We start from the raw sequence: 23,731 nt of genomic DNA on the forward strand, positions 1-23,731 counted from the left end.
CTCCTGCCGGAAGATGAACTCCTCCGCTCTCCACAACGCAGGGCGGCAGGCCAGGGGCGGGATCCGGGATCTGCACGGCAATCGGCGCCCGCCGTCGATGCAAGGTCGAAAAGTCTGGCAACGGCCAATCGCGTCCGGCAATCTAGATCAAACTCTCGACAAGCCCGACCGTAGAAGAGCGAAGAGCACCTTGAGCGTCAGGCAGGTTTGGATCGCGTTCGTCAGGCAAACGATCTCCCAGATCGTTGCCTGACCCTCCTCATTCCAAAAACATCTCGGGCCGTCCCGGCTTGTCGGATGTCTCTGCATGCCAAACCATGTCAGAGACGAACCAGACCGAGAGCGAACCGCGTTGCCTGAGCGACGCGTTGTGGGTTGACCTGTTTGTTGTGCGGTCTCGGGGGGATTCAGGCTTCGGCATGTGCCTGATCTCACCATCAGGACCCGCTTAGTGAATCCCTCTTTCCCATTAGCGCGACAACGCCGTCCTGACCCGAAGACTAGCTTAGCCCTCGGTTTCGAGTCTTGGGGTCGGTAAGGTAAGCCATCAGAGCAGCTTCTGTTTTCGCCTCGTCAAAATATCTGGTCGGGGCCAGCGTCTTGCCGCCGAACCACCTGAGCCAATCGAAGAAAAACACTGGGCCGCGCTGGAGTTTGTTCAGCCAATCGCCATTCCATGGTGCTCGATTTCCAGACTCATCATATAGATAACCGGACATGAAAGCCTGAATGAACATAAGCACATCGATGTTGTGATGTTCGTGGCAGGTTGGATAGGGACCCACCTGAAATTCCCGTTTATTTTCAGGATTATCCGCCTGAAACATCTGAATGGAAACCGGACCGGTGAAAGTTCCGAACATAATCGGGCGTCCTTTGGCAGCAGGGGCGATATCTGCGTGCAAACCATATAGGGAGGGGGAGACATCGGCGACGTAGAACGTTTTGCGGAACCAACTGGTGTGCCATGTGTAAATTACCTCGCGCTTGCGATCAAAGCGCACCGGGCAAGGGCGGGGCCAGAGCAGGCCGAACAGAAGGACCCAGAGGGGCGAGCCGAGGATAATATAGAGAGGGCTTGTTCTCAGGAATCGATTGCTATGGCCAGCCTCCATCTCTGACAAAAACTCATCCTCAGTGACAGTATCACCCAACCCATTTTTCCAAAAATCTTGATATTCACCTCTAATTTTTTCCTCAAAATTAAAGACATACTCGTAGTCATCCATAATCTGAGCCTTGGCTGCAGACAGCGACCCAAATGAAAAGATCAGGGCAAATAGCATTACGCCCAACAGAAAAACCGACAAGACATAGAAATGCACCCGAAAGATCTGGTCCCTGAAAGTCTTGATCTCCGCAATATCGGGACTTTTGAGCGTAATCGCTCGCGCGAGCGTATGCCAGTAATCTGCCCGATCATACGTGGGGAGGGATTTGTAATCGCGAGGGCGTTCGGGTTCGGACCAGCGATTGCTTGCCATAGTGTTTTCCTTGGCACCGTCAGGGATTTTTCAAATGCGCCGCCATGGGGGAGGCTCGATCACCCTTCTCTGCTGCGGGTTCCGGGCGCGGTCAGATATGCCATCAGCGCAGCCTCAGTCTGGGCCTCGTCAAAGTAGCGGGTCGGGGCTAGAGTCTTGCCGCCCAGCCACCTGAGCCAATCGAAGAAAAACACCGGGCCGCGCTGGAGTTTGTTCAGCCAATCGCTATTCCATGGTGCTCGATTTCCAGCCTCATCATATAGATAACCGGACATGAAAGCCTGAATGAACATGAGCACGTCGATGTTGTGATGCTCGTGGCAGGTTGGATAGGGGCCGACCTGAAATTTCCGTGTTTTTTCAGGGTTATCCGCCTGAAACATCTGAATGGAAACCGGGCCGGTGAAAGTTCCGAACATAGTGGGGCGTCCGTTGGCGGCAGGGGCGATATCGGCGTGCAAGCCAGACAAGGACGGAGCGACATCCGCGACGTAGAACGTTTTGCGGAACCAGCTGGAGTGCCATGTGTAAATCACCTCGCGCTTGCGATCAAAGCGCACCGGACAAGGGCGGGGCCAGAGCAGGCCGAACAGAAGGATCCAGAGTGGCAAGGCAGTAAATAAGATATAAAATGGAGCGCGCTTGAGAAAACGATTACCATGGCCACGTTTCATATCCGAAACAAATTCGCTCTCGGTTCGGCGCGCTTGCTCTCTAAGGACCCTTCTTTGGTATTGCTCCTTCACGCGCTCTTCAAAATTAAAAACGTAGTCATAATCATCCATGGCAGCTGCCGTGGCATTCGAGAGGGAGCCGTACGAGTATGTATATGCGCATAGTATTACGCCCGTCATAAAAACGGACAATACATAAAAATGCACGCGGAAGATCTGATCTCTGAAGGTCTTGATTTCCGCGATATCAGGACTTTTAAGCTTCACCGCACGAGCGAGTGTGTGCCAGTAACCTGCTCGATCATAGGCGGGGAGGGATTTATAGTCGGCGGGACGCTCAGGTTCAGCCCAGCGGTTGCTCACCATAGTGTATTCCTTTGAACTGTCAGAGATTCCTGAAAGACACCACCATGTGGAACGCGGGCCAAACGCACGTGAATTCGCACTGATCGAAATTTCGGATCATAATTCCCGTTCGGGATTGTGGCACTGGCGACGCCTGGAGAAACAAAATTCAGTTGGATGCCGCTAATATCTTCGGTTTCAACCCACATCGCGGGTCCAGGCTGCTGATATCGCAACTCTGCGGTGGCAGACAGGCGAGTCATATCTGCAGCGCTTTGTAGTGTACCACAGCGAATTTCTATTTTACCGTCTTTCTTCAGATCATCCGCCAAGGCAAGTTGGGATGTTACGTCCAAGTAGTAGATGACTTCTTGTTCGAAGAAGTTCTTGATGCGCGAGTAGTCAGCTGATTGGTCATTTGACAAGACCTTTGCGTCTGCAATTCGTTGAATCGCATCTTGATCTCGGTCTTCATCCCAGTAGTCGTCTGACGTTCCCCAAAAGCCCAGTTTCACCCACATCTCGCGATCCGAATAGGAAAACAGAGAGACGACGAAGCCGATGGCAATTGCGGCTACCGCCACCAGACCAAGTCCCCATCCGATTGGGCAAAGCAGGATAAGTGCACCCACCGCCATCAGGCCATTGCCGGTCGCCATATAGGCATCACCACGGTGCACCCCTTCGATTGCCATCGCGGCGCTCATTGCAACGCCAATAGCCCCTGCTGCCCGCGCCGACCATCCCAGTACTTTGCTCGCAATCGCGCGACCACCAAGCGTGGCGTTGGAGGCCGCGGCGCCGCGCAGCATTGCATTGTTCCCAAAAACTTCGGCCAGAACTGTGCGCGTGGCGGCGCTGTTAGCGCGCCCGACAATTGTCTTGGTGACCTCATAAGTGGCTTCATACGCGCCTGCAAAAGCGGCAGTCAGTTGCGATTCCGCACCTCCTGCGATTTGGCCGATATCCGAAAGGTTGCGGTTGGCGCTGGACCGCGCATTCAGACTGGTCATCAAACTTAATGTGGCGGCGACAAGACCGAAGCCATTTACGCCGAGGTCGAAATTTTCCGCCCGGCGGGCAAAAGAGTGAAACGAGGAAGAGAACTCCAGATCGATCTGTGCGTGAAACTCGACGACACCAATTTGGCCACTCTGTCCCGTGGTCTCCGTCAGCAGTGTCCTGGCCGATACGGCGTCCCCCAATTGTTCGAGTTCCGAAGGCATTTCCGCTGCGCCGTAACCTTCAGGTGTCAGCATGTTGACGAAGGCCTGTTGCAGATCATCAGCCGTGTGAAACTGCACGGACTCGCGAAAAAAGACCGTGGTCAATCGCCGTGCGGAGCTTCCACTCTGCATTGCAGAAGCGGCGGCGACCTGGGTGCCGTAAACGGTAAAAAACGCGCTGAGAGCGGGTTTGAAAATACGGTGAGTTTGCTTTCCGGAGGAAATCGCGATGCCCACAGCCTTGGTCGCATTCACCAGCTTTTCGAGCCATGACTTGTTCTCAGGAGCGGATTGAAGCGAGACCGCGCCTTGTAGGCCAAAGCGATCATTGAGGATTGCGGCGATCTGCCGGGAACTGGCAGCAGCGGTCATCACGCGGGCCGCCAGAAAAAGCCAAAATCCGATGACTTCTGTATGATCAAGCGGATGGTTTTGCAGACTGTAGCGGTTGGATACTGTCTCGCAGGCGTCTTCGAGGGCTTTTAGAGTACCAAAACCGGTACGTGCCACCATGTTGTCCCAACACTGGGCTAGGGCGGCGGACGTGTTTTCAAGACTCTGTACCGTATTGTCTAGCCGTGTGTACTCAGCCTCGAATTCTTTTGATAAGGGGCCATCAAAGAGCCCAAGCATTGCGGAGGTGGATATTTCATTATCCGCGTTGAGATTCTCAACGGCCTTTCCGATCACCAGAGGGTATTGGTGTTCTATCAGGAAGTTGCTGAGTGTCGTTGAGTACACCGTCATCAAGCCCAGCAAATCCTGTGTTTCCCCAACGGGGTCATGCAAAGCCACAAGGACGCCTGTGTCCTTGGTGCTTTGGCAGTTCAGAATCCGACCAGAACGCTCGATCTCCACGCCGGTATGGCGAATGGCGTTCTCAAGGGTGTAGTCCTTTTGAGGGAATGCCTGTGAGCCCTTGCGGAAGGCGGGCACTCGTTCTTCGAGATCTGTGATGGGGGCGCAGAAATCCCCTGAACGCGCGGCGAGGTCTACTTTGACCATCACCTTTGCACGAAAGGTGGCATTGTTCTCGGCTTCGTCGAAGAAACGCGTAGGCCAGAGTGTTTCACTGTAGGCGACCCATGCCTCTGGGGTGTCTTTCGGCACGAAGAGGAACGGGTACTGCGTGCCTTCTTGCGTCCACTCACCGCTCGCGGCGCCATCGCTCCATTGGTACTTGGTGAATGTGTAAGGAGGTTCGATGTTCTGTGCGACATCCTCGCGATAGATCCCGCAGTTTTCATCATCAGCGTAAGTGGTGAATTTGAACACCTGCATGTTGCCGTTGTGAAAAACATACACCCATCCTTTGCGGATCCGGACCAGTTCATGATGCGAGAGGTCATCGATGCTGGCAGGGGGTGTCGGCAAAGGCGCGCCTGCACCCTTCATGGCAAGAAGAGTTTCGGATTTCAGGGCAAAACGGACGGGAAAGATCGGAATAATACTGGGGTCGCAGGCGGCGACGGCACCTTCGGTGTCATTCTCTTCGGAAAATTCATCTTCGCTCATGTTGTTTGGCTTCTCAAATTGTCTTTCAAATGGTTCCAAATCTGCTTGGATCGTACTAAGGGGGACAGCTCCAGATGCGGGTCGACCTGGCGCTCAAGGTCTGAAAAAGACACGCCTTTAGACTGCGCGAGCAAGTTCGCACGAATGAAGTTGTAGGACGCCAGTTCGACGCTGTAATTTTGGCTGCGGCCCTGTTGATACAAATCCGCAATGCGGTTTTTGTCGGTGAAGCCGAGTAGAGAGGGATGGTCTTTTTCCAGCGCACGGGTCACTTTTTTGATGAAGTCAGCCCGCCTCATGCCTCCGGCCACCTCAAGATCACCGGAGCGCAAACGAACAGGTCCCTTCTTTCTGTCACGGTCTAGAACCGGACGTATGAAGACGTTTTCATCCTCGCGTAGAATGATGACACTGTGGACGATAGGGTCATGCCACACTGCAACAAAAGGTGAGGCGCCGTCCGTCTTGTGGTGCTCCAGAACTGTGGCGTTTCCCGGTTCCCAAAATCGGAAGTAATACCATTTACCAGAGGAATTCTGGAGTTTGGTGAACTTGCGGCAGTGGCTCCATACCGTGTCGAAGGTCGCGCGCGAGCGTACAAACAGCCCGACGTGTCGATGCCACAGGTGCAGGCTGCTCTGATCGTCGGCTTGTTCAGGCAAATGCGTGAACAACAGCCTGGTGAAATCACTGGCGATGTCTAACTCGACCAGGTAAGGCGCCGCGTCGCGATATTCTTTTGCCGCGTCTCCTTTGAACAAGGAACGATTTGGCAGTTGTGACGTCTCGATCAGATCAGCAAGCCCCATGGCCTTTGCCGCATCAACAATCGCGTAGGTTTTTAACGCCGGGACGTCTCCGGCCTGCCCATAGTGCGTGTGTTCAAGCTGTGATGGAACAGGTTGGCCAAACAGGTCTTCTGTTAAGGCGTCGGGAACCGACTTGCGCGGCCACTTTCCAAGTTGTGCATCCAGCGGAGGCGTGGCCGAGGCCGTTTTGATGGTCAGGAACTCAGCAGGCCATGAGGTGCCTCGCTCCTCGAACTCCGGAGAAAGCACCACAGGTGTTGCGGCTGAAACGCTTAGGGTCGGGCGCGCGTACTCGGTGGTACAGTGGTCTGCAGGCTGGCATTCATCAACCCATAGGATGCGGTAACCCTGTTTCTCCAGATGCTCTGCCAAGCGACGAATAGCGGTGTCATGACTGTTCGCCCAAATCGCAGCCCGACAAGAGACCTCTTGAGCGTCATCTCCTCCCACCAACAGGAGATCTGCGATCCATGACTGAAAATGCGCCATTCGAAACTCCAAAAACAGCAGTCACCTAACAACCATACGGAGATCGGGCAAGCGGCCAAACCACCATAGTCGGCGGTGTTCTGCCTGATCAGTCCCCTTCGGGAGAGAGCGAATGTTGTTTCCGCGGAGTAAGGAACGCGGCACGTTTAACCTAGTGCTTTCATCAAGGTGTATTTCCGCGGTCCATTCGAGTTTCGAGCTGTTACCTGTGAGGTGTCATTCGCAGGAGCTGTTGCAAAAGGTATCGGGGGCCTGCCCCTGCCACCTTAGTGCCACCTTTCTTTTCAACTGATCGCTGGAAGGGGCGGGAGGTTACGATGGTTGCCTGTCCTGCAACCAGAAATTCTGCACATTCCGCAACCGTCTCATCCGAGGCGGTTCTTGACTTTTGCGCCCCCTTCCAACTGCCAAGATACAGCCCAGAATAAGCCCCGCCTAATGCCTCCCGAAACTCGCGCTCGGGTTCGGTCAATGGCCAGTTTGCGCAATCTGCCTGGTCGGGTGCAGGACGCTTGAGGGCAGCTACCCTTGACCTCCGGCGCCAACGTGACAATCGCCGAAGAGGTAGGCGATTCGGGTTGGAATCGCACAAATTGTAGCAATTTTGGGATCAATACCCCTCCTGACGGTCAATTGTTGATGTCGCTCTGTGACTGCAGCGTGCCTACATTCAGCGCCAAAGGGGGACAGCTTTGAGTTGAGGGGTGAGGTGCCATGACACCTACCCAAAAAAGTAAAATTTAAAATAATATTCAAGAAATCATATGGTTAATGATTGGTTAATCAGTGCCCGAAATCACTCATGGGTAGAGTGCTCGTTTTTGGAAACCGGAGGGGGTGTTTGACCATCATTACGCTAAAGATTCAAAGCTATACCAAAGTATCTAAAATTGTTGATTTTGAATATGACCCATGACCAAATGCTCCAGACGTTCACGCAGATCGGTTTCGATCTACTGGGGGAGCGTAAGGCGTTGGCCTTTTTTTAATAGTAAAAACAGGAGCTTAATATGAGAATTTTCGCTGCCGCGGTCACTGCGATGCTTGCGACCGGTGCACTCGCTGACAACAATGAAATCTTCATCGATCAGCTTGGCAACTCGAACGCTGTGGGCTCTGCCGACACACCTGCAACGCAGGATGGGACTGACAACTGGATGAAGTTCACCCAGCGCGGGCACAGCAACGGCATCGGCCTTGATGCAAATGCACCAAACGCGCTGCAGGGCGCTCTGCAGCAAGGTGACCGTCAGAAGATGGAAGTCACTCAGCCGGGCAACCGCAACCTTGCGCGCCGCCTCGAGCAAGATGGTGGAGATCGCAATAAAATGTTTGTCCGCCAAAGCGGCAACGACAACTTGCTGAAACTACTGCGCCAGAACGGTGACAAGAACGACGCAAGCGTTGTTCAAAGCGGCAACGAGAACAACGGTTTGGCACGTCAGGTTGGTGACAACAACGAGATGACCGTTCTGCAGAGCGGCCACCGCAACGATTTCAAGATTCTCTCCGGTGATTTCGGCGGTAATGGACGTCCTGGCAGCTGCTTCTCCTGCGACGTCACGCTGACGCAATCGGGGAACGACAATTACGCGAGCGTCTGGCAGCAGGACACCAATCAAATGGCCACCATTACGCAAAGTGGCCATGGCAACGCGGCATACACCATGCAGAGCGCCAACTGATTGAGTTGACCTTGGGTCCGGTTCTGAAAGGCGCCGGACCCAATCGTATTGGAATGTTTAGGTTTCGAGCCTAAGCTGTTTTTGAAAATGGAGACTCTCCAAATGAAGAAAATCGCCTTTATCTCCAGTGTGTGTGCCGTTCTGGCAACCGCTGCTGTTGCAGATAACAACGATATTTGGATCAACCAGATGGGCAATGGCAACGTTGTCGGTGATGCCCTGAACCCGGTTACTCAAATCGGTAATCAGAATGAAATGACCCTGACCCAGGGTGGCGACGGCAACGCGATTGGCTCGCGTTCGCTTCAAGAGAACCCGGCGCCGACATGGCCCGCCGCGCTCCAGATTGGCTACTCGCAGAAAATGGTTGTGACCCAGCCCGGCAACCGTAACACTGCTGAATTGCTTCGGCAAAAAGGCGGTTCGAACAACGATATGAGCATCCGCCAGAGCGGCAATGACAACCGTATTGTGGAAGTTCATCAGCACGGCGATCAGAACACGTCGGACGTTGTCCAGAGCGGCAACCGCAACTTCGGCAACGCGACCCAGGTCGGCGCGAACAACCTGCTTGAGGTGCTCCAGTCCGGCAACGACAATGATTATGACGTCTGGCAGGGCGGTTTTGCGTCGGGCACTCAGCCTGGTGCGTGTCAGTCGTGCAAAATCGACATCATTCAGGGTGGCAACGATAACTCCGCAAACGTCTGGCAGCAGGACACCAGCCAGATGGCTCAGGTGATCCAGAGCGGCAGCGGCAACAGCGCCTATACCAAACAGATGCGTTAAGCATCTTGTCCTCCCCCTCTGACCAGAGGGGGAGGCACCACAGCTTTCCAGTCGTTGAGCCTTAGACCCGTGATTTTAGCTTTTTATACTCTCAGATGCTGCGCGTTCTGAAACTCTTCCCTTTGGCGTTGATCTTGCTTTGCCCTCCGACGTGGGCGCAGGGATTGAACCAGATGGCCTGCAAGATTGTTATTGAGCGGGACGGAGACGATGTGCGCGCCTTTGCAATCGCACAAGCCCTGCTCCGATCCAAAGCCAAGTACAAGTTCAAGGCGAGCAAAATCAGTGCGTCAGGGCTGGGGGCTTCAGAACAGAAGGGCGAAGAGGAATTGCCTGCTCAGGAGGTCACGGTCTTGTCTCAAGTCCGGTTTAATCTTGAGGCGAACGGTTGGGTCGACTTCGAGCTGAGTGTCACTGAGCAACTCACTGGTGCCACCTGCACGGCAAAAGAAACCGTTAGTCAAAACTAGGACGAGAGAATGCGCTATACTTGGGTGACGATCAGAGCCGCCGTGTTGTCGTTGGCCGTCAGCGTGTCAATGACCGCACCGGCATTCTCTGACAATTCAGAAATCCATGTCGAGCAGGTTGCCGAAACCCTTCGGATGAAGCCTGCGCATACCACGTCTCCGGTTTTGGGGAATGCTGCTGAGGTTGTTCAGCCTGCACCTCAATCCCTGAACCTGCAGTCACAAAGCACGATTGGCGTTACAAAGAGCCTGTCCATTGTTGAGCAATTGGGTTTGCGCAACACGGCAGAGGTCGCGGTAATCGGGACACGGAATTTTACCCTGCAACGGCAGCAGGGGGCGCTAAACGAGTCCAAAATCGACATAAATGGGTCGCGGAATAATATTCTTGTAGATCAAAGCGGTTTACGCCTGAATTCAGAGATAAATGTTGCTGATGGGGCACAGAAAACAATTCTTCACATTCAAAGAGGCAGAGGTGACGGACGGAGCGGTGACTCGATCGATTTGTCTGGTACAACTGCGCAACGGTTGATCGTTGTTGATACCCCCCTTGGGCGACGCGTTCTTGAGCGCTGATATGCATCTCAGCCAGCCTTTGGAGTAAGAAATGATTAAGCACTTCGTAGTCATGACAGCAGCTTGTCTATTCTCGGTGTCAGCGGCATCCGGAAGCGAGTTGGTTTACCGGCCAATCAACCCCTCTTTCGGTGGCAACCCGCTCAACAGTGGGCATTTGCTGCAGCTTGCTGAAATACAGAACCAGCATCTGGACAGTAATGCCTTTGGAGATTTGTTCGAGGAACCAACTCTTGCGGATGAATTTGCCGACGCAATTCGAAATGGCATGATTACGATTGCTGCGGGCGAGCTTTTGGACGCCGTTGTTCAACGCGAGAACCCCACCGGTACAATGGATCTGGACGGAGCCATAGTGAGTTGGGTCACCTCCGGGGATCGCGTCACTGTCACCATCAACGATGGTGTTTCCACCAATACCCTGGACCTCCCGATCCCGGTTCAAAACTAATCAACGATATATTGCATATCTCCGAGAGGGCCGACGCGAACTAATGAGAACATCTACTATCAGCAAAACCATTTTGGCAATTGTGGCGAGCTGTTCCCTGTCCGCATGTGCTCAAAATCTCCCAAGCCCGTTTGAGCCGGGTGAGCATGAAACACCGGCGCAGATCCTGCCCGATACCATGACAAGCGCTGCTGTCCGCAATCTGCCCGCGCCCTCGCGCGAGGTTACGGTGGCCGTTTATGAGTTCCCGGATCTGACTGGACAGAACAAGCCCAATCCCAATTTTGCAGAATATTCGCGCGCGGTCACCCAAGGGGCTGATGCAATTCTGGTCGATGTCCTTTCTGCGGCCGGGAACGGGAAATGGTTCAATGTCGTTGAACGTCGCGGACTTTCGAACGTGCTGCGCGAAAGGCAGCTTATCCAGGCAACGCGGCAGCAATTCCAGGGAGAGGCGGCTGAACCTCTGCCGGCGATGACGTTTGCGGGTGTGTTGATTGAAGGCGGGGTCGTCTCGTATGAATCCAATCTGCGGACCGGCGGTATCGGTGCGCGCTATCTTGGGATTGGCGGGAATACACAATACCAAGAGGACTATGTTACGGTTAATTTGCGGCTGGTCGCCGTCAATTCCGGGCGCGTTATCTTAAGTGTCACCAGCACGAAACAGATTTACTCCACTCTCGTGCAGGCTTCTGTTTTCCGGTATGTCTCCACAGACTCCCTCTTGGAAATCGATGCTGGATATACACGCAATTCGCCGCCGCAATTTGCACTCAGAGAGGCCATCGAACTCGGCGTATTTGCGCTGATCATGGAAGGCAAAGAGGCGGGGGTTTGGCGTTTCAAAAACCCCTCAGCCTCCAGCGAGGCCGTGCAACTCTACAAGCAGAGATCGGGCGAAGGGGTGCAGAGATCCCCGGCTGTAGAAAGCGCGTCTTTGAAATCGGAAGACGAGACACAGGAAGAGCTGCTTGCTGGGTATCAGGTCGAGGTGACACCACAGGAGTATGGTCTCTCGCTGCACCCGGAGACCGCTGAGGACTACAAAAGATACTCAAAATGGGCAGCATCTGAGCCGCGCAACTATTCTGAAGACATCCTGAACAAATCTCCGACGGAGCCTCGGGCCACGAGCGTTCGTCACTTCGGACTGGCCCCCGCGGCATCACAAGAAGACCTTGAAATCTGAACCACAACTCCATCAGTGAGTGATACTGCGCAGGGCGGACGGGACGACCGGGCCGCTCTGCTGGTCATAGAAATACCCCCAGAGCCGCAATGCTGTCCTGTCATTGCGGCTCTTTCTTTGGGGTCGATGTCCCGGCCCGCAGCGCGCGGTTTGGAGGCTGCATCGCTGTGTTGGTCCCAAGCTCCGCGCTCAAATCGGCAGGCCCGGCGATATCGGAAGCCATCAACCAAGGCGGAAGCGAATGTCTGCGCCGCATTGCAGACGTGGAGAGTGCCGCGCGATCAGTTGGTGTCAGTCACCGGCAAACATTCGAGCGTCGGGCCGCTCAGCTGAGGGCAAGCTCCAGCGTTTCGTGAACCGTGCGGTCGCGCCCCGCTGATTTGGCCTGCAACAGCGCGGAATCGGCCCGGCTGAGCAGTGTTTCCATCGACCCGCCGGAGGGCGCGACCGCAAGCCCTGCCGAAATCGTGATCCGGCCCAGCGATTGCCCGCGGTAGGAGAGCGCCATTTCCGCCGTGCGGCTGCGAATGTTCTCGGCCAAATCAAATGCGGCCCTGCCGTCTTGGCCGGGCAACAGGACCACGAACTCCTCGCCGCCAAACCGATAGCAGGTCCCCCGGTCGCCCACGGCTGCGGCAAGCAGACCGGCAAAGGACTTGATGACCTCATCCCCCGCCTCATGGCCGAAGCCGTCATTTATACGCTTGAAATGATCGATATCGATGATCAGACACGCGGTTGGAAAGGGCGGCGGGGTACAGGCATAGGTGCCAAAGGCCACATCCAGAGAGCGTCGGTTCAACAGCCCGGTGAGGGGATCGTGATCCACCATCTGCGAGAGGCGGTTCCGCAGGTTGAGGTTCACGGCCGCAAGCGCGACATTTTCCGCAATGAGTTCCAGGTACACGCGATCCTCCCGCGTGACCTCGGTTTCCGCGTGGACGCCGGAGAAACTCATCAGCCCGATCGTTTCTCCCTGCGCGGCAAGCGGGATGCACAGGGCGGAGCTGGAAGGATCGGCGAGGTGGCTGCACACAACATCCTCCTTGGCGCCTGAATTGCTGCGGTGGGCACGGCCCCGCCGCAGGGCCCAGCATTCTTCGCAATCGATATCCTCGGGCTCGGGCGGATCGGTCTGCCAGCAAGACGCACAGTGCAACATGCGCTGGCTGTCGCCGCGGACATACAGGACGCCCGCAAGATCGGGAAAGATCTGTGGTGCGTAGCGCGCGATCACAGCGCCCAGTTCATCAAGGGATTGGCAGGCCTGCACCCGGTGCATCAGTTTCAGGATCAGATCCTTGATCTTGATGTCACGGCGGCGCTCCGCATCGAGCTGTTCGCGCTCCAGCCCGTTCTTGCGGAACACATGCACGGCCCTGTTCAACTCACCGATTTCGTCACGCCGGCCATCCAGCGGCACCTCGACCTCGTAGTCCTGACTGGCGAGGCGTTTCACGATCCCGGCCATGCGCGCCAAGGGGACGGCCACACGGCGGCGCAGAACGAAATACAGCACGCCAAGGAACACGGTCGCCGTCAGTCCCAGCATGATCTGCGCAATGAACTCGAACCAGTCGCTGCGCTGATGCGCGGCCTGCAGGTCGCGATCCGTCCGGTTCTGAACCATGCGACGGAACTGTGTGACATCATCAATCAGCTTGAGGTGGAACTGGTAATGCTGCGCGCCAAACAGGAGATCCCGCGCGCGAGTGGTATCGCCCGACTGGTAGGTCGAAACCGCCTCCTGTTCCAACGCCTCCAACGTATCCAGATCCGCAAGAATCCGTTGCAGGAACGCCACCTCTTCGCTGGTGGCCCCGAGAGCGCCGGCCTCCTGCGCGGAGGCTTCCAGCTCCGCTTCGGCCTGATCGGCACGCGTGAAGGCATCCAGGTGGCTCGGGTCGCCGCGCATCACGTAGAGGCGCGCCTCATCGGTGCGGAGTTCCGCCCCGATCGCCAGTTCCTCACCCAGCTCATTCAGGATCAGATGTGTTTGAACCGCATCGCGTTCTTTGGCGGAACTGTTGATCGAAGCGATGAACGCGGCCCCGGACAGAGCGGTCAGCACCACCGTCAGTCCATAGGCCCAATTCGTAATGGTGTTAATCTTCATCAGCAAAGGTCCAAAACTGACACGCGCCCGGGTTATATTGTGCAGTGAAATCTGAGCGGATTTCCCTGTCCCGGGCAGGCCTAGCTTACTGCCCCGGCGATTGATATGCCAAGAGCAGCATATCGGCTGAGCAGGCCATATGCAGTGTGATTTTCGCAACCTATCGGCCGAGGTCCGGGCCTCTGGGGGAGCGGCCGCTGCGCGTTTCGCTTTGCGGCTGTGCTGCGATCTGGCTCCGGTTGGGGGCGTCAGGTGCGCGACCGCTCAAACCTGTCCCAGGCCTCTGCGAATGTCTCAAAATCGAACCCGGGGGCCTTTGCCGGCTCCAGCACCAGCTTCTCGGTCTCCAGCAGTTTGGAGATGGCCTCCGCCAGCATCGGGATCACCGCAGGCGGGATCACCAGGGCGCCATGGCGGTCGGCGTGGATCAGATCACCGGGGGCGACAGTCAGGCCGAAGATCTCGACGGGCGTGTCGATCTCGCGCACATGCACAAACCCGTGGCTTGGGCCGATCGAGCCTGCAACCACCGGAAAGCCCTCGGGCAGATCGCCAACGTCGCGCATGACACCATTGGTGAGCGCGCCGGAAATGCCAAAGCCCTTGTGCACGGTGGTGTTGATCTCGCCCCAATAGGCGCCGATGGCGTTGGGGTAATCCAGATCCTCGATCACGGTGACGGCGGGGGCAGGGGCCTCGGCCATGTATTTGTAATAGGCCATGCGACGGGCCTTGATGACCTCTGGCGGCTCGGATGGCGGCGCGACGGCAGCGATCTTGGCGGTGCGGGCATAGCCGACCATGGCCGGGGCCTCCGGGGCGGAGGCCAGCAGGGTGCCACGGGTAAAGGCGTCAAAGCCGCGTTTGCCCTCTGCGACCTCGATGGCGTTGCAGACCGTGGGCGTGTCCACCTGTCTCAGCAGGGTGAGCAAGTCGGGTGTCATATGTCCTCCAGCCAGCGGGCCAGTGCCGCCGTTGTCTGTTCGGGGGCCTCAAGGGTGGGCAGGTGACCGCAGTCGGGCAGCACGTCGAGGCGGCTGTGCGGCATCAGCTCCTGCATCAACTCGTGTCGCGCAACCGGGCAGAGCCGGTCCTGTGCGCCGCAGAGGATCAGCGCCGGCCCCGCAAAGGAGCGCAGCGTTGCGCATTGGTCCGGGCGATCACGCAGCGCCCGCGACTGGCGCACAAAAACCTCCGGCCCCAGTGTCAGGGCCATCTCCAGGCACAGCGTGGAGATCGGATGCGCGGGGTCGGGCGTGGCGAGGTAGTTGGGGATCATGATGTCGGTCATGAGCTCTGCCAGACGACCGCTCTGTGCGGCCTCGATCTGCGGCGCGCGCTTGGCCTTGACCTCCGGGACTTCGGCCAGCGGGTTGGTGTCCAGCAGCGCCAGCCCGGCCACGCGGTCGGGGGCCTGGCGCAGCACTTCCATCGCAAGGATGCCGCCCATCGACAGCCCCGCAAGGGCAAAGCGCGGCGGCGCGTTGTGCAGCACCTCTGCGGCCAGCGCCGCCATGGTGTCGTGACCGGTCAGCGCCGCGCAGGAGACGGTGCGCGTGGCAGAGAGGGCAGCGATCTGCGGCGCAAACAGCCGCGCGTCGCACATCATGCCGGGAAGAAAGACGAGGGGAGTCATAGCGGCCTCCGTTTGAAAGACGGGCAGCGCGGGGGGCGCTGCCCATGCGTGTGTGGCGGCAGCTTAGGCGGCACCGCTCCAGGTGGCCCCGGCGGGATCGTCGGTCTCGGTCACGCGGTAAAGGCTCGCCTCGCCGGTCATCGAGGGCGCAAGGCTGTAGCTCTCGCCCGGTTTCAACAGGCAGGTATCGCCGGGGTTCAGCACGGTGTCGAAATCGCCCACCCGCAGCGCCCAGTGGCCGCGCATCGGCATCAGCACCACGTGTTTTTCCGGTGTGATCGTGCTGTCGTCCAACGAGGTGCGGGACAGGAAGTCGACCTCGAAACCGGGCTTGTCCTTCAGGAGCGCATCGGTGCCGATCACCTTGGCGGGCTGTTTGCCCGAAAGCGCCATCAGGTCCCAGTAACGCGCCACATAGCGCGGCACCACGGACTCGACCGGGGTTTCGGGGAAGTCTTTCATCTGCTCTTCGGTCAGGGTGGGCATGGGCTGGACGTTGTGCGGCAGCTCCTGGCCCTGCTTGGTGTCGTAGAGCACGCCGTTGTTGCCCAGCACGAGCCCATGGGCGCGGGCTTCTTCGATCACCTGCGGCGCCCATGTGACACCGCCCCCGGCATCGTCACCGCCGAGGATCGCCATGATCATCCCGTAATCGGTGCCGACGTTTTCAAAGCCGCGAAAGATCCCGGTGGGAATGTTGAAGATATCGCCTTCTTCGGCAATGAACTCGCCCGCGTCGCCATTGCGGCCCCAGAAGAACCGCCAGCGGCCCTTGAGGACAAAGAACACCTCCGCCGTGGTGTGGCTATGGAGCGAGTTGCGGCATTTGGGCGGCTGGCCTGCCGCGCCGATGTTGAACCCGGGGGTGTCGCGGATGTGGACGTGCTGATCGGGGGACTCCGAGACGCCGCCGCCGATGATGGTGAAGTTTTCCTTCTGGTCCGACCCCGGTGTGTGGGCGTCGATAAAGGCGGTCTTGCAGGGACGCAGTTCGCCGTAACGGACGATGCGGTCATTCAGAGTGCTCATGGAGTTTATCCTTTGATATAAAACAGAAATACGTCAGCTTGAGAGACCCGCGCCGGGGGGGCGCAGGTTCAGCCGACGCGCCCGCAGTGAGGCGCGGTGCGCATGCATCCGCCCTGTGACCTCGCGGGCATCCAGTTTCATGTCAAAGGCGGGCATGATCACTCCGCCCCGGTTTGCATCAGGATCTGTTTCCAGACCGAGGTTTCATCAAACAGCGTGTATTCGCGGCGCAGCTTCACGTCGCCGCCCACCAGCGCGCCGAATTCGGCGTGGGAAATGCCAAGGATATAGACCTCGGCCCCTGTCGGCACACCAAAGGCGCCCCAGCCTTCGTGTTTGCCGTGCAGGCTCCAGCGCAGGGCGGAGCGCGGCGGCATATGCGGATCATCGCGGCCGATCTGGTGATGGATGGTGAAGGTTGCGTTCGGGAAGGCCGCGCGCAGCCCCATCCAGAAGCGATCCACCGCGCCAAAGGAATGCCCGGTGACACCGCCGGGATATTCGACATGGGCGGCGCGGTCATAGGTTTCCTCGATCGCGGCCATATCGGCATTCATGATCCGGGTGAGGATCTCGGCATGGCGGCTACCCCATTCATTGTCGTTGCCCTGGCCCGCGTAGGGACCGGGGCGGTCCGTGGCCGGGCTCAGGGGTTTAACGCAATTGGCCGCACCGCCTTCATTTTCGATCAACTGAGCGGCGTAGTCCCGAGGTGCCCAACCCATCTGGCGCACGATGGCGCCCTGATCGCGGATCAGCCATTCATCGTTGATCTGATTGTTGATGGCATGACAATCGGCGAGGATCCGGTATTGCAGCTTCTTGCCGGTCGCTTTGCCATAGACCCCGTCGCCCGCATGGGTCGCGGTGGAAATGATCCGGTGTGAGGACAGCATGCCCGTCTCCGGCGTGCCGGACCAGATCACATCCTCGCCCAAGAGCTCCCGGTCCGGGAATTCCGCCAGCGTGGCCATGGTGGCGCCGATCACATTCTGATTGCCGACCACCACAGAGGCAGGCGAGCGCACGACGATGTCCTCGCTGTAATAGCGGTGCAATGTGGCGATGCCGCGATCTTCCCAGATCTCCTTGGTGATGCCGATGATATAGTCGGGGAAGTCGCGAAATTTCGCATCAAAGCCTTGCATGGGGGTTATCCTTCTGTGGGCCAGTCGTCCGGTATACGCGCCGATCCACGCAGGATCAGCGGCGCTTCGATCTGCACATGGCAGGGGCTGGCAGTGTCGGGGGTGTCGATTTGCTCAAACATGGCGCGCACGGTCTCGGCCACCATCAGATTGGCGCGCTGCCGGATCGTGGTCAGGTTATAGGCGCGCCACGCGGCCGGCGGGACGTCATCATAGCCCACCACGGAGACATCCTCGGGGATGCGCAGGCCCAGCTCGAACCGCAGCACATCCATCACCGCAAAGGCCATGTGGTCATTGGCGACAAAGACCGCATCGGGGCGGTCGCCAGCGGGGACGGAGAACATGTCGCGGGCGGCCTGTTCGGCCTGCTCGACGCTGAAATTGCCCACGGCGCGGGCAAAGAGGTCCCGCCCGGCCCCGGAAAGGGCCTCGCGAAAGGCGGCCTCGCGGTCACGCTGGGTGGAGGCGCCTTCCCAACCGGCGATATAGGCGATCCGCTGGTGCCCGCCTGCCATCAGGAACTCGGCCACCCGCCGCCCACCGGCACGATTGTCCGAGGTCACGGCAGCGATGCCGTCGATATCCTGGGCGCGGTTGAACAGCACCACCGGCACGCCAAGTTGCTGACAACGCGCGGAAATATCCGAGGACATGGCAACCGAGGCGAGGATGATACCGTCGACCTGATGGTCGAGGATTTCCTCCATCACCTGATCGATGTTGCCCGCCGTCTGCGAGGCCATGAAGACCAGCACGTGATAGCCCTTGGCCTGCAAGGCGGTGGAGAGTTTCTCCAGCGCTTCGGGGTAGAAGTAGTTTTCCAGATAGGCGACCACCAGACCAATGATGCGCGACCGCCCCGAGGCCATGGCGCGCGCCAGCACATTGGGGCGATAGCCGAGGTCTTCGGCGGCCATGCGCACTTTGTCGGCGGTTTTCTTGCTGACCGAGGCACCGGGGGTGAAAAACCGGCTCACGGCGGATTGGCTGACGCCTGCGCGCTCGGCAACCTGGAGGATGGTGACTTTCTCGCTCATCAGTCTGCCGTCCAGCCGCCGTCGATCAGCATCGAGGTGCCGGTGACCATGGCCGACGCGCCCGAGGCCAGATAGAGCACCGCGCCCATGATGTCGTCCACCTCGCCGACGCGGGGCAGCTTGATCTTGTCCATGATCCAGGCGGCGCGCTCGGGGTCGTCAAAGGTGGCCTGCGTCAGTGGTGTGCGGATGAAGGTCGGGCAGACGGTGTTGATGCGCACGTTCGATTTGCCCCATTCGATCGCCATGGCTTTGACCATCCCCTCCAGCCCGTGTTTGCTGGCGCAATAGACGGCCCGGTCGATGCCGCCCACATGGCCCATCTGGCTGGAGATATGGATGATCGATCCGGGCTTTTGTGCCGCCTTCATCGCCCGCGCCGCCCAGGCCGACAGGAAATAGGCCGAGCGCAGGTTGACCCCCATCACCGCATCGTAGTCCTCGGGTGTCGTCTCAAGGGCGGGGCCATGGCGGGCCAGCCCGGCGGAATTCACCACCACGTCATAGGCCGTATCACTCAGCGCCGCCTCCAGCGCCACAAGGTCGCCCTGATCCAGGGGCAGCGCTTCGGCGCTGTAACCGGCCGCCTGCATCGCCGCCACCGTCGCCTCCAGCCGCTCCGCCCCGCGCGCGGCACAGACCACATGCGCCCCGGCACCCGCCAGCGCGACCGCGCAGCCCTGCCCGATGCCCGAAGAGGCTCCGGTCACCAGCGCGCGTTTGCCAGTGAGATCAAAGGACGGGGGGCGGGGCAGGTCGGTCATCAGCTCATTCCATTCGGGATATTGATCGGCGCAAGATTGCGTGCCTTGTTGAACTCACGCAGCCGGGCAAAGACGTCAACGCCAAGTTGCGCATAGGCATCCAGCAGATCGACCAGAACCCAGTTTTCCCGGATCTTGCCGTTCTCCAGCCGCCAGAAGTCCAGACTGCGCATGGTGATTTTCTTGCCCGCCGGCGCAATCCCCATCCAGCCGTCATGGGTGACGGTCTGGATCATGTTTGGCCAGCCGGTGACGGCGGCATAGTCGCCATCGCCAAAGAAATGATAGTTGATCTCGTCCACATACTGGCCACGATCCGGCATGCCGTTCAGAAACGGGATCTGATGCCAGTTGCGGAACCCCGCAATGCCGCGCCCGGTGCCAATGCCCGACGGACCGTACCAGTTCATGCGCGGATGCCAGAAGCGCTCCATCTCCATCACTTCGGGGCCACCCTGCGCGGGATGCTTCTTCAGATACTCCAGCATGTCGATGATATGCTGACAGGTGGCGGCACCCTTTTCGGTATCATAAGGTCCCGGCAGCAACCCGTCCTGCGTCGCAGGCCCCGGCACATGCCATTCACGCCCCAGCGAGGGCGCCATCGGCCAGGCGTTGGCCTGCATCATCACCTCGGGAATGTCCCAAAGCGCCTGCACCTCCACCACCTTGCCATCCACGATGCGATAAAACTCGTGAAACCGCATGCTGACCTGATGACCAGTGGGCGGAATGTCGAGCCAGGGCGCGGTAAAGACCCCGGTGTAATACCCGCCTGCACCCACCCAATCGTTGCCGAACTCATCCGGCCCGGCGATCACGATGGTGTCGCGACGTTCCAGATCGGGCCAGGCCTTGAAGAGGCCCGCATAAACCGCGTCATAAAAGGCCTCCACACCGGTCAGATCGCCAAAGGGGTGGCAGAACCGAAACACTGCATCCGGCGCGCAGATCGATCCAAGTGCAGCCCGCACGCCCGCCGCGTCAAAATCATACATTGCCGCCCGAAGTGGCGCGATCAGCGCCTTGTTCTGCGTATGAACATCCATGGCTCTTGCCTTCATCTTTTCAAAAATACCTCGGGGGAGGCCCCGCGAGGGGCCGGGGGCAGTGCCCCCTTCTTTACTCCGCTGCCTCGCGATAGGGGGCCGCCTCGCCATAGGGTACATTCACCCCGCCATAGCGGCGCACCCGGATGTTGCATTGTTCGGCATGGCCCACAAATCCCTCAAGCATGCACAGGCGCGAGCCGTATTCGCCCACCAACGTGGCCGCCTCATCGGTCATAACCTTCTGATAGCTGTGGGTTTTCAGGAACTTGCCAACCCAGAGCCCACCGGTGTAGCGCCCTGCCTTCAGCGTCGGCAGTGTGTGGTTGGTGCCGATCACCTTGTCGCCATTGGCCACATTGGTGCGCGGCCCGAGGAACAGCGCGCCATAGCAGGTCATCTGGTCGAGGAACCAGTCATCGCGGTCGGTCATCACCTGCACATGTTCCGATGCGATCTCATCGGCGATCTCGCGCATCTCCTCATAGCTGTCGCAGAGGATCACCTCGCCGTACTCCTCCCAGGAGACCCCAGCGGTGTCGGCGGTGGGCAGGATCTTCAGCAGCCGGTCGATCTCCTCGAGTGTGCCCTCGGCGAGCGCGCGCGAATTCGTCACCAGAACGGCGGGCGAATTATAGCCATGTTCCGCCTGTCCCAGAAGATCTGTGGCGCAGAGCTCGGGGTCGGCGGCGGTCTCATCGGCGATCACCATGGTCTCGGTGGGGCCGGCAAAGAGGTCGATGCCCACGCGGCCAAACAATTGCCGCTTGGCTTCGGCCACAAAGGCATTGCCGGGACCAACCAGCATATGCACCGCCTCGATGGTCTCGGTGCCGAGCGCCATGGCGCCCACGGCCTGAATACCACCAAGGATATGGATCTCATCGGCGCCGCCAAAATGCATAGCGGCGACCACGGCGGGGTTCGGCTTGCCCTTGAAGGGCGGCGTGCAGGCCACGATGCGCGGCACGCCGGCGACCTTGGCCGTGGCGACCGACATATGGGCCGAGGCGACCATGGGGAACTTGCCGCCCGGCACGTAGCAGCCCACCGATTGCACCGGGATGTTCTTGTGGCCGAGGATCACGCCGGGCAGGGTTTCCACCTCGATATCCAGCATGGAGTCGCGCTGCGCCTGCGCAAAGGCCACGACCTGTTCCTGCGCGAACTTGATGTCGGCAATCTCGCGCTCGGTCAGCTCGTCGATCAGGGCATCGATCTGCGCTTGGCTGAGGCGAAAGCTCTCGGGCGCGTAGCCGTCGAATTTCTCGCTGAGGTCGCGCACGGCGGCATCGCCGCGGGCCTCGATGTCGGCAAGGGTGGCCTCCACAATGGCGCGGGTCTTGGCGTTGTCTTCGGCGCGGGCGGCGTCGGATTTGCCGCGTTTGAGATAGGTGATTGCCATGGCTCTTATCCTTGGTTGTCGGTACGCGGAGTGTCGGGGCGCGGCGGGGTCTTTTCGCCGCGGTCATAGGTTTCCCAGCCGTGGCCGTTGAACAGATCCACACCGAGCTGTGCTGCCACATGGGCGAAATCCACATTCACCCAATTGTCGACGATCTTGCCGTCCTGGACCTTCCAGAAGTCCATATAGCGGATCTCGACCCGCTTGCCGGTGGGCGCAATGCCGAGGAATTCGCCCGAATGGGTGGCTTCCTGACGGCCAAAGGCGGCTGCCCATTCGCCCATATAGAGGCGGGCTTCGTCGATGCAGGTCTTGTCGGAGAACGCCGCCTGAAAGGGGCGCTGCCAATTGTCCTGAAATTCCCGCAGGCCGGTCTTGGTGCCGCAGCCCTGATTGCCGAGCCAGCGGAAGTTTTCTGCAAAGAATTCGCCGATGTCGGCAATGCGGTGGTCGTTGAGACCGTCGACCATGCCTTCGATCACGGCGCGGGTCTCTTCGGTCTTGGTCATATCCGTGTCACGGGTCAGCACGGCCTGTTCGGGGCGGGAACCTTTCATGAGGTCACTCCTGTAATGCGGTTTCTGTGGTGAGGGAGGGCAGGCTCCCTGCGGACAGAAAATCCCGTGGCAGGCGGTTCAGCGCCGGGTGGCGGGCGCTGGCCGTATGGCGAAAGGCGCAGCTCATCCCTTGACCGCCCCTGCTGTCAGACCAGAGACAATCTGGCGCTGGAACACCATCACCAGGATGAACAGAGGCGCGGTGATCGACACGGCGGCGGCAACGGCGACCACCTGATCGGTGGTGGTGGTCTCGCGGTTGAACATCCCCGCAATGGCCGGAACCATGGTCTGGTTCTGCGCATCGAGCAGAAGCGAGGTCACCAGAAAATCGTTGTAGGCCAGGAGGAACGAGAACAGCCCCGTGGTAATGACCCCCGGCCACATCACCGGCATGATGACCCGGCGAAAGGCCTGGAAATGGTTGCAGCCATCGACCCGCGCGGCCTCGTCCAGATCGGCGGGGATGTTCTGGAAGAACGACCGCAGCATCCAGATGGTGAAGGGCTGGTTGATCGCCACCAGCACCGCGATCACCGCCATCGGCTTGCCATAAAGCGTCGGCGCGTTCTCCCCGAGGATCGGTGCCAGCCACTCGGACGAGTTGATAAACACCGGCAGATATCCCGCCACCAGCACCGAATGTGGAAGGGCGCGGAACACCAATGCGACGATCAGGATCCAGAACGCCAGCGTCGAGCCGGACCTCGCCAGACCATAGCCCGCAAGCGTGCCCACGGTGAGCGATACGGTCACGACACCTGCCGTCACCACCAGAGAGTTCTGGAAGTTGTGGGAAAAGCCCCGGTCGATCCAGACGGTCTTGTAATGCTCCGTGGTGAGGCCGATCACATCCGCTCCAAAGGCCCCAAGCACCGGGTTCAGCGCGTTCGAGAGCACAGGCAGAAGGCCAAACAGCGTGACAAGCGCGACCAGAGCAAACGCAGCCGCACCGATGAGCCAGCCCAGCCAGACCGTGCCTGCGGGGGCATAGCTCCTGACCATCGAGGGCAGCAGCCGGGCCGCCCCCCGCCACAGCCCCCAGAGCGCAAGTCCCAGCAGGCAGATGTCGAAGAGCGACACGCCATGCCCCTTGGCGCGGGTTTCGGGGCCGAAGATCACATTGAGCGCGTTGGCATCAAAGGCATCCACCGGTGTCTTGAAGCTCATCACCGTGATCCAGAAGATCGGGAAGGCGGCGATGACGCACCACAGGATCAGGAGGCTGTTGGAGGTCAGCCGCAGGCTGAGGGGCTGGCGCATGGCACGGGACGACATG

At 58.9% G+C, this 23,731-nt stretch carries 22 protein-coding genes and 1 pseudogene; 6 read left to right on the plus strand and 17 right to left on the minus strand.

The window, feature by feature from the left end; genetic code table 11:
* Positions 1–16: 16 nt before the first annotated feature.
* The 5 genes and pseudogenes from ACXAF5_RS06690 to ACXAF5_RS06710 form a co-directional block, all read right to left on the minus strand.
* A pseudogene (locus tag ACXAF5_RS06690) lies at positions 17–421 on the minus strand (transposase); the annotation flags it as partial.
* Positions 422–500: 79 nt separating this feature from the next.
* The gene (locus ACXAF5_RS06695; protein ID WP_474946007.1) at positions 501–1,484 is read right to left on the minus strand and encodes a hypothetical protein; all 984 of its coding nucleotides are present in this window, start codon (positions 1,482–1,484) and stop codon (positions 501–503) included.
* Between the two features lie 59 nt (positions 1,485–1,543).
* On the minus strand, positions 1,544–2,524 hold the full coding sequence (locus tag ACXAF5_RS06700; protein WP_474946008.1) for a hypothetical protein: 981 nt from the start codon (positions 2,522–2,524) through the stop codon (positions 1,544–1,546).
* Positions 2,518–5,244 carry a toxin VasX gene (locus tag ACXAF5_RS06705; protein WP_474946009.1) on the minus strand — a complete coding sequence of 909 codons (2,727 nt, stop codon included), beginning with the start codon at positions 5,242–5,244 and terminating at the stop codon, positions 2,518–2,520. The genes ACXAF5_RS06700 and ACXAF5_RS06705 overlap by 7 nt, the downstream gene beginning before the upstream one ends.
* Entirely contained in the window at positions 5,241–6,542 is a 1,302-nt protein-coding gene (locus tag ACXAF5_RS06710) for a DUF4123 domain-containing protein (RefSeq protein ID WP_474946010.1), read from the minus strand. The genes ACXAF5_RS06705 and ACXAF5_RS06710 overlap by 4 nt, the downstream gene beginning before the upstream one ends.
* Before the next feature lie 1,010 nt (positions 6,543–7,552).
* On the opposite strand from ACXAF5_RS06710, the gene ACXAF5_RS06715 reads away from it, so the two are divergent.
* The 6 genes from ACXAF5_RS06715 (at position 7,553) to ACXAF5_RS06740 (ending at position 11,708) form a co-directional block, all read left to right on the plus strand.
* Positions 7,553–8,227 (plus strand): hypothetical protein, encoded by a 675-nt coding sequence (locus ACXAF5_RS06715; protein ID WP_474946011.1) that lies wholly within the window; start codon positions 7,553–7,555, stop codon positions 8,225–8,227.
* Positions 8,228–8,329: 102 nt separating this feature from the next.
* Positions 8,330–9,016, plus strand: a complete 687-nt coding sequence (locus ACXAF5_RS06720; RefSeq protein ID WP_474946012.1) for a hypothetical protein — start codon at positions 8,330–8,332, stop codon at positions 9,014–9,016.
* A 173-nt stretch (positions 9,017–9,189) separates the two neighbouring features.
* Entirely contained in the window at positions 9,190–9,486 is a 297-nt protein-coding gene (gene csgH, locus ACXAF5_RS06725; protein ID WP_239323878.1) for a curli-like amyloid fiber formation chaperone CsgH, read from the plus strand.
* Between the two features lie 9 nt (positions 9,487–9,495).
* Complete coding sequence (locus tag ACXAF5_RS06730) at positions 9,496–10,065, plus strand: hypothetical protein (protein ID WP_474946013.1); 570 nt, start codon at positions 9,496–9,498, stop codon at positions 10,063–10,065.
* A gap of 31 nt (positions 10,066–10,096) precedes the next feature.
* A complete protein-coding gene (locus ACXAF5_RS06735; protein WP_239323880.1) occupies positions 10,097–10,516 on the plus strand; it encodes a curli assembly protein CsgF in 420 nt (139 codons plus the stop codon).
* A gap of 43 nt (positions 10,517–10,559) precedes the next feature.
* Positions 10,560–11,708, plus strand: coding sequence for a CsgG/HfaB family protein (locus tag ACXAF5_RS06740; protein ID WP_474946014.1), 1,149 nt, complete (start codon positions 10,560–10,562; stop codon positions 11,706–11,708).
* Positions 11,709–12,033: 325 nt separating this feature from the next.
* Here the strand turns inward: ACXAF5_RS06740 and ACXAF5_RS06745 are convergent, their stop codons facing one another.
* The 12 genes from ACXAF5_RS06745 to ACXAF5_RS06800 all read right to left on the minus strand — a co-directional run bounded on the left by ACXAF5_RS06745 (position 12,034) and on the right by ACXAF5_RS06800 (position 23,730).
* On the minus strand, positions 12,034–13,824 hold the full coding sequence (locus ACXAF5_RS06745) for a GGDEF domain-containing protein (RefSeq protein ID WP_474946015.1): 1,791 nt from the start codon (positions 13,822–13,824) through the stop codon (positions 12,034–12,036).
* A gap of 248 nt (positions 13,825–14,072) precedes the next feature.
* Complete coding sequence (locus ACXAF5_RS06750; RefSeq protein ID WP_474946016.1) at positions 14,073–14,768, minus strand: RraA family protein; 696 nt, start codon at positions 14,766–14,768, stop codon at positions 14,073–14,075.
* A complete protein-coding gene (locus ACXAF5_RS06755) occupies positions 14,765–15,460 on the minus strand; it encodes an alpha/beta fold hydrolase (protein WP_474946017.1) in 696 nt (231 codons plus the stop codon). Before ACXAF5_RS06755 ends, ACXAF5_RS06750 begins: the two co-directional genes overlap by 4 nt.
* A 63-nt stretch (positions 15,461–15,523) precedes the next feature.
* Positions 15,524–16,489, minus strand: a complete 966-nt coding sequence (locus ACXAF5_RS06760; RefSeq protein ID WP_474946018.1) for a cupin domain-containing protein — start codon at positions 16,487–16,489, stop codon at positions 15,524–15,526.
* A 33-nt stretch (positions 16,490–16,522) separates the two neighbouring features.
* The gene (locus tag ACXAF5_RS06765; protein ID WP_474946019.1) at positions 16,523–16,645 is read right to left on the minus strand and encodes a hypothetical protein; all 123 of its coding nucleotides are present in this window, start codon (positions 16,643–16,645) and stop codon (positions 16,523–16,525) included.
* Between the two features lie 2 nt (positions 16,646–16,647).
* Entirely contained in the window at positions 16,648–17,637 is a 990-nt protein-coding gene (locus ACXAF5_RS06770) for a nuclear transport factor 2 family protein (RefSeq protein ID WP_474946020.1), read from the minus strand.
* 5 nt (positions 17,638–17,642) lie between these two features.
* The gene (locus ACXAF5_RS06775; RefSeq protein ID WP_474946021.1) at positions 17,643–18,677 is read right to left on the minus strand and encodes a LacI family DNA-binding transcriptional regulator; all 1,035 of its coding nucleotides are present in this window, start codon (positions 18,675–18,677) and stop codon (positions 17,643–17,645) included.
* Entirely contained in the window at positions 18,677–19,441 is a 765-nt protein-coding gene (locus ACXAF5_RS06780; protein ID WP_474946022.1) for an SDR family NAD(P)-dependent oxidoreductase, read from the minus strand. The genes ACXAF5_RS06775 and ACXAF5_RS06780 overlap by 1 nt, the downstream gene beginning before the upstream one ends.
* Complete coding sequence (locus ACXAF5_RS06785; protein ID WP_474946023.1) at positions 19,441–20,490, minus strand: ester cyclase; 1,050 nt, start codon at positions 20,488–20,490, stop codon at positions 19,441–19,443. Before ACXAF5_RS06785 ends, ACXAF5_RS06780 begins: the two co-directional genes overlap by 1 nt.
* Before the next feature lie 73 nt (positions 20,491–20,563).
* A complete protein-coding gene (hisD, locus tag ACXAF5_RS06790; RefSeq protein ID WP_474946024.1) occupies positions 20,564–21,895 on the minus strand; it encodes a histidinol dehydrogenase in 1,332 nt (443 codons plus the stop codon).
* A gap of 5 nt (positions 21,896–21,900) precedes the next feature.
* On the minus strand, positions 21,901–22,452 hold the full coding sequence (locus tag ACXAF5_RS06795; RefSeq protein ID WP_474946025.1) for an ester cyclase: 552 nt from the start codon (positions 22,450–22,452) through the stop codon (positions 21,901–21,903).
* Between the two features lie 123 nt (positions 22,453–22,575).
* On the minus strand, positions 22,576–23,730 hold the full coding sequence (locus ACXAF5_RS06800) for a carbohydrate ABC transporter permease (RefSeq protein WP_474946026.1): 1,155 nt from the start codon (positions 23,728–23,730) through the stop codon (positions 22,576–22,578).
* Position 23,731: the final 1 nt, after the last annotated feature.

This window comes from Epibacterium sp. ABV4_022, assembly GCF_056159345.1.

What these genes read in the sequence shown, in the direction of transcription:
- ACXAF5_RS06795 (WP_474946025.1), bottom strand. Translation starts at nt 22,452, where the DNA reads ATGAAAGGTTCCCGCCCCGAACAGGCCGTGCTGACCCGTGACACGGAT.
- ACXAF5_RS06785 (WP_474946023.1), bottom strand. Translation starts at nt 20,490, where the DNA reads ATGGATGTTCATACGCAGAACAAGGCGCTGATCGCGCCACTTCGGGCG.
- ACXAF5_RS06730 (WP_474946013.1), top strand. Translation starts at nt 9,496, where the DNA reads ATGCGCTATACTTGGGTGACGATCAGAGCCGCCGTGTTGTCGTTGGCC.
- ACXAF5_RS06775 (WP_474946021.1), bottom strand. Translation starts at nt 18,677, where the DNA reads ATGAGCGAGAAAGTCACCATCCTCCAGGTTGCCGAGCGCGCAGGCGTC.
- ACXAF5_RS06700 (WP_474946008.1), bottom strand. Translation starts at nt 2,524, where the DNA reads ATGGTGAGCAACCGCTGGGCTGAACCTGAGCGTCCCGCCGACTATAAA.
- csgH (WP_239323878.1), top strand. Translation starts at nt 9,190, where the DNA reads ATGGCCTGCAAGATTGTTATTGAGCGGGACGGAGACGATGTGCGCGCC.
- ACXAF5_RS06745 (WP_474946015.1), bottom strand. Translation starts at nt 13,824, where the DNA reads ATGAAGATTAACACCATTACGAATTGGGCCTATGGACTGACGGTGGTG.
- hisD (WP_474946024.1), bottom strand. Translation starts at nt 21,895, where the DNA reads ATGGCAATCACCTATCTCAAACGCGGCAAATCCGACGCCGCCCGCGCC.
- ACXAF5_RS06695 (WP_474946007.1), bottom strand. Translation starts at nt 1,484, where the DNA reads ATGGCAAGCAATCGCTGGTCCGAACCCGAACGCCCTCGCGATTACAAA.
- ACXAF5_RS06800 (WP_474946026.1), bottom strand. Translation starts at nt 23,730, where the DNA reads ATGTCGTCCCGTGCCATGCGCCAGCCCCTCAGCCTGCGGCTGACCTCC.
- ACXAF5_RS06715 (WP_474946011.1), top strand. Translation starts at nt 7,553, where the DNA reads ATGAGAATTTTCGCTGCCGCGGTCACTGCGATGCTTGCGACCGGTGCA.
- ACXAF5_RS06760 (WP_474946018.1), bottom strand. Translation starts at nt 16,489, where the DNA reads ATGAGCACTCTGAATGACCGCATCGTCCGTTACGGCGAACTGCGTCCC.
- ACXAF5_RS06735 (WP_239323880.1), top strand. Translation starts at nt 10,097, where the DNA reads ATGATTAAGCACTTCGTAGTCATGACAGCAGCTTGTCTATTCTCGGTG.
- ACXAF5_RS06770 (WP_474946020.1), bottom strand. Translation starts at nt 17,637, where the DNA reads ATGCAAGGCTTTGATGCGAAATTTCGCGACTTCCCCGACTATATCATC.
- ACXAF5_RS06750 (WP_474946016.1), bottom strand. Translation starts at nt 14,768, where the DNA reads ATGACACCCGACTTGCTCACCCTGCTGAGACAGGTGGACACGCCCACG.
- ACXAF5_RS06740 (WP_474946014.1), top strand. Translation starts at nt 10,560, where the DNA reads ATGAGAACATCTACTATCAGCAAAACCATTTTGGCAATTGTGGCGAGC.
- ACXAF5_RS06765 (WP_474946019.1), bottom strand. Translation starts at nt 16,645, where the DNA reads ATGCCCGCCTTTGACATGAAACTGGATGCCCGCGAGGTCACAGGGCGG.
- ACXAF5_RS06705 (WP_474946009.1), bottom strand. Translation starts at nt 5,244, where the DNA reads ATGAGCGAAGATGAATTTTCCGAAGAGAATGACACCGAAGGTGCCGTC.
- ACXAF5_RS06720 (WP_474946012.1), top strand. Translation starts at nt 8,330, where the DNA reads ATGAAGAAAATCGCCTTTATCTCCAGTGTGTGTGCCGTTCTGGCAACC.
- ACXAF5_RS06755 (WP_474946017.1), bottom strand. Translation starts at nt 15,460, where the DNA reads ATGACTCCCCTCGTCTTTCTTCCCGGCATGATGTGCGACGCGCGGCTG.
- ACXAF5_RS06710 (WP_474946010.1), bottom strand. Translation starts at nt 6,542, where the DNA reads ATGGCGCATTTTCAGTCATGGATCGCAGATCTCCTGTTGGTGGGAGGA.
- ACXAF5_RS06780 (WP_474946022.1), bottom strand. Translation starts at nt 19,441, where the DNA reads ATGACCGACCTGCCCCGCCCCCCGTCCTTTGATCTCACTGGCAAACGC.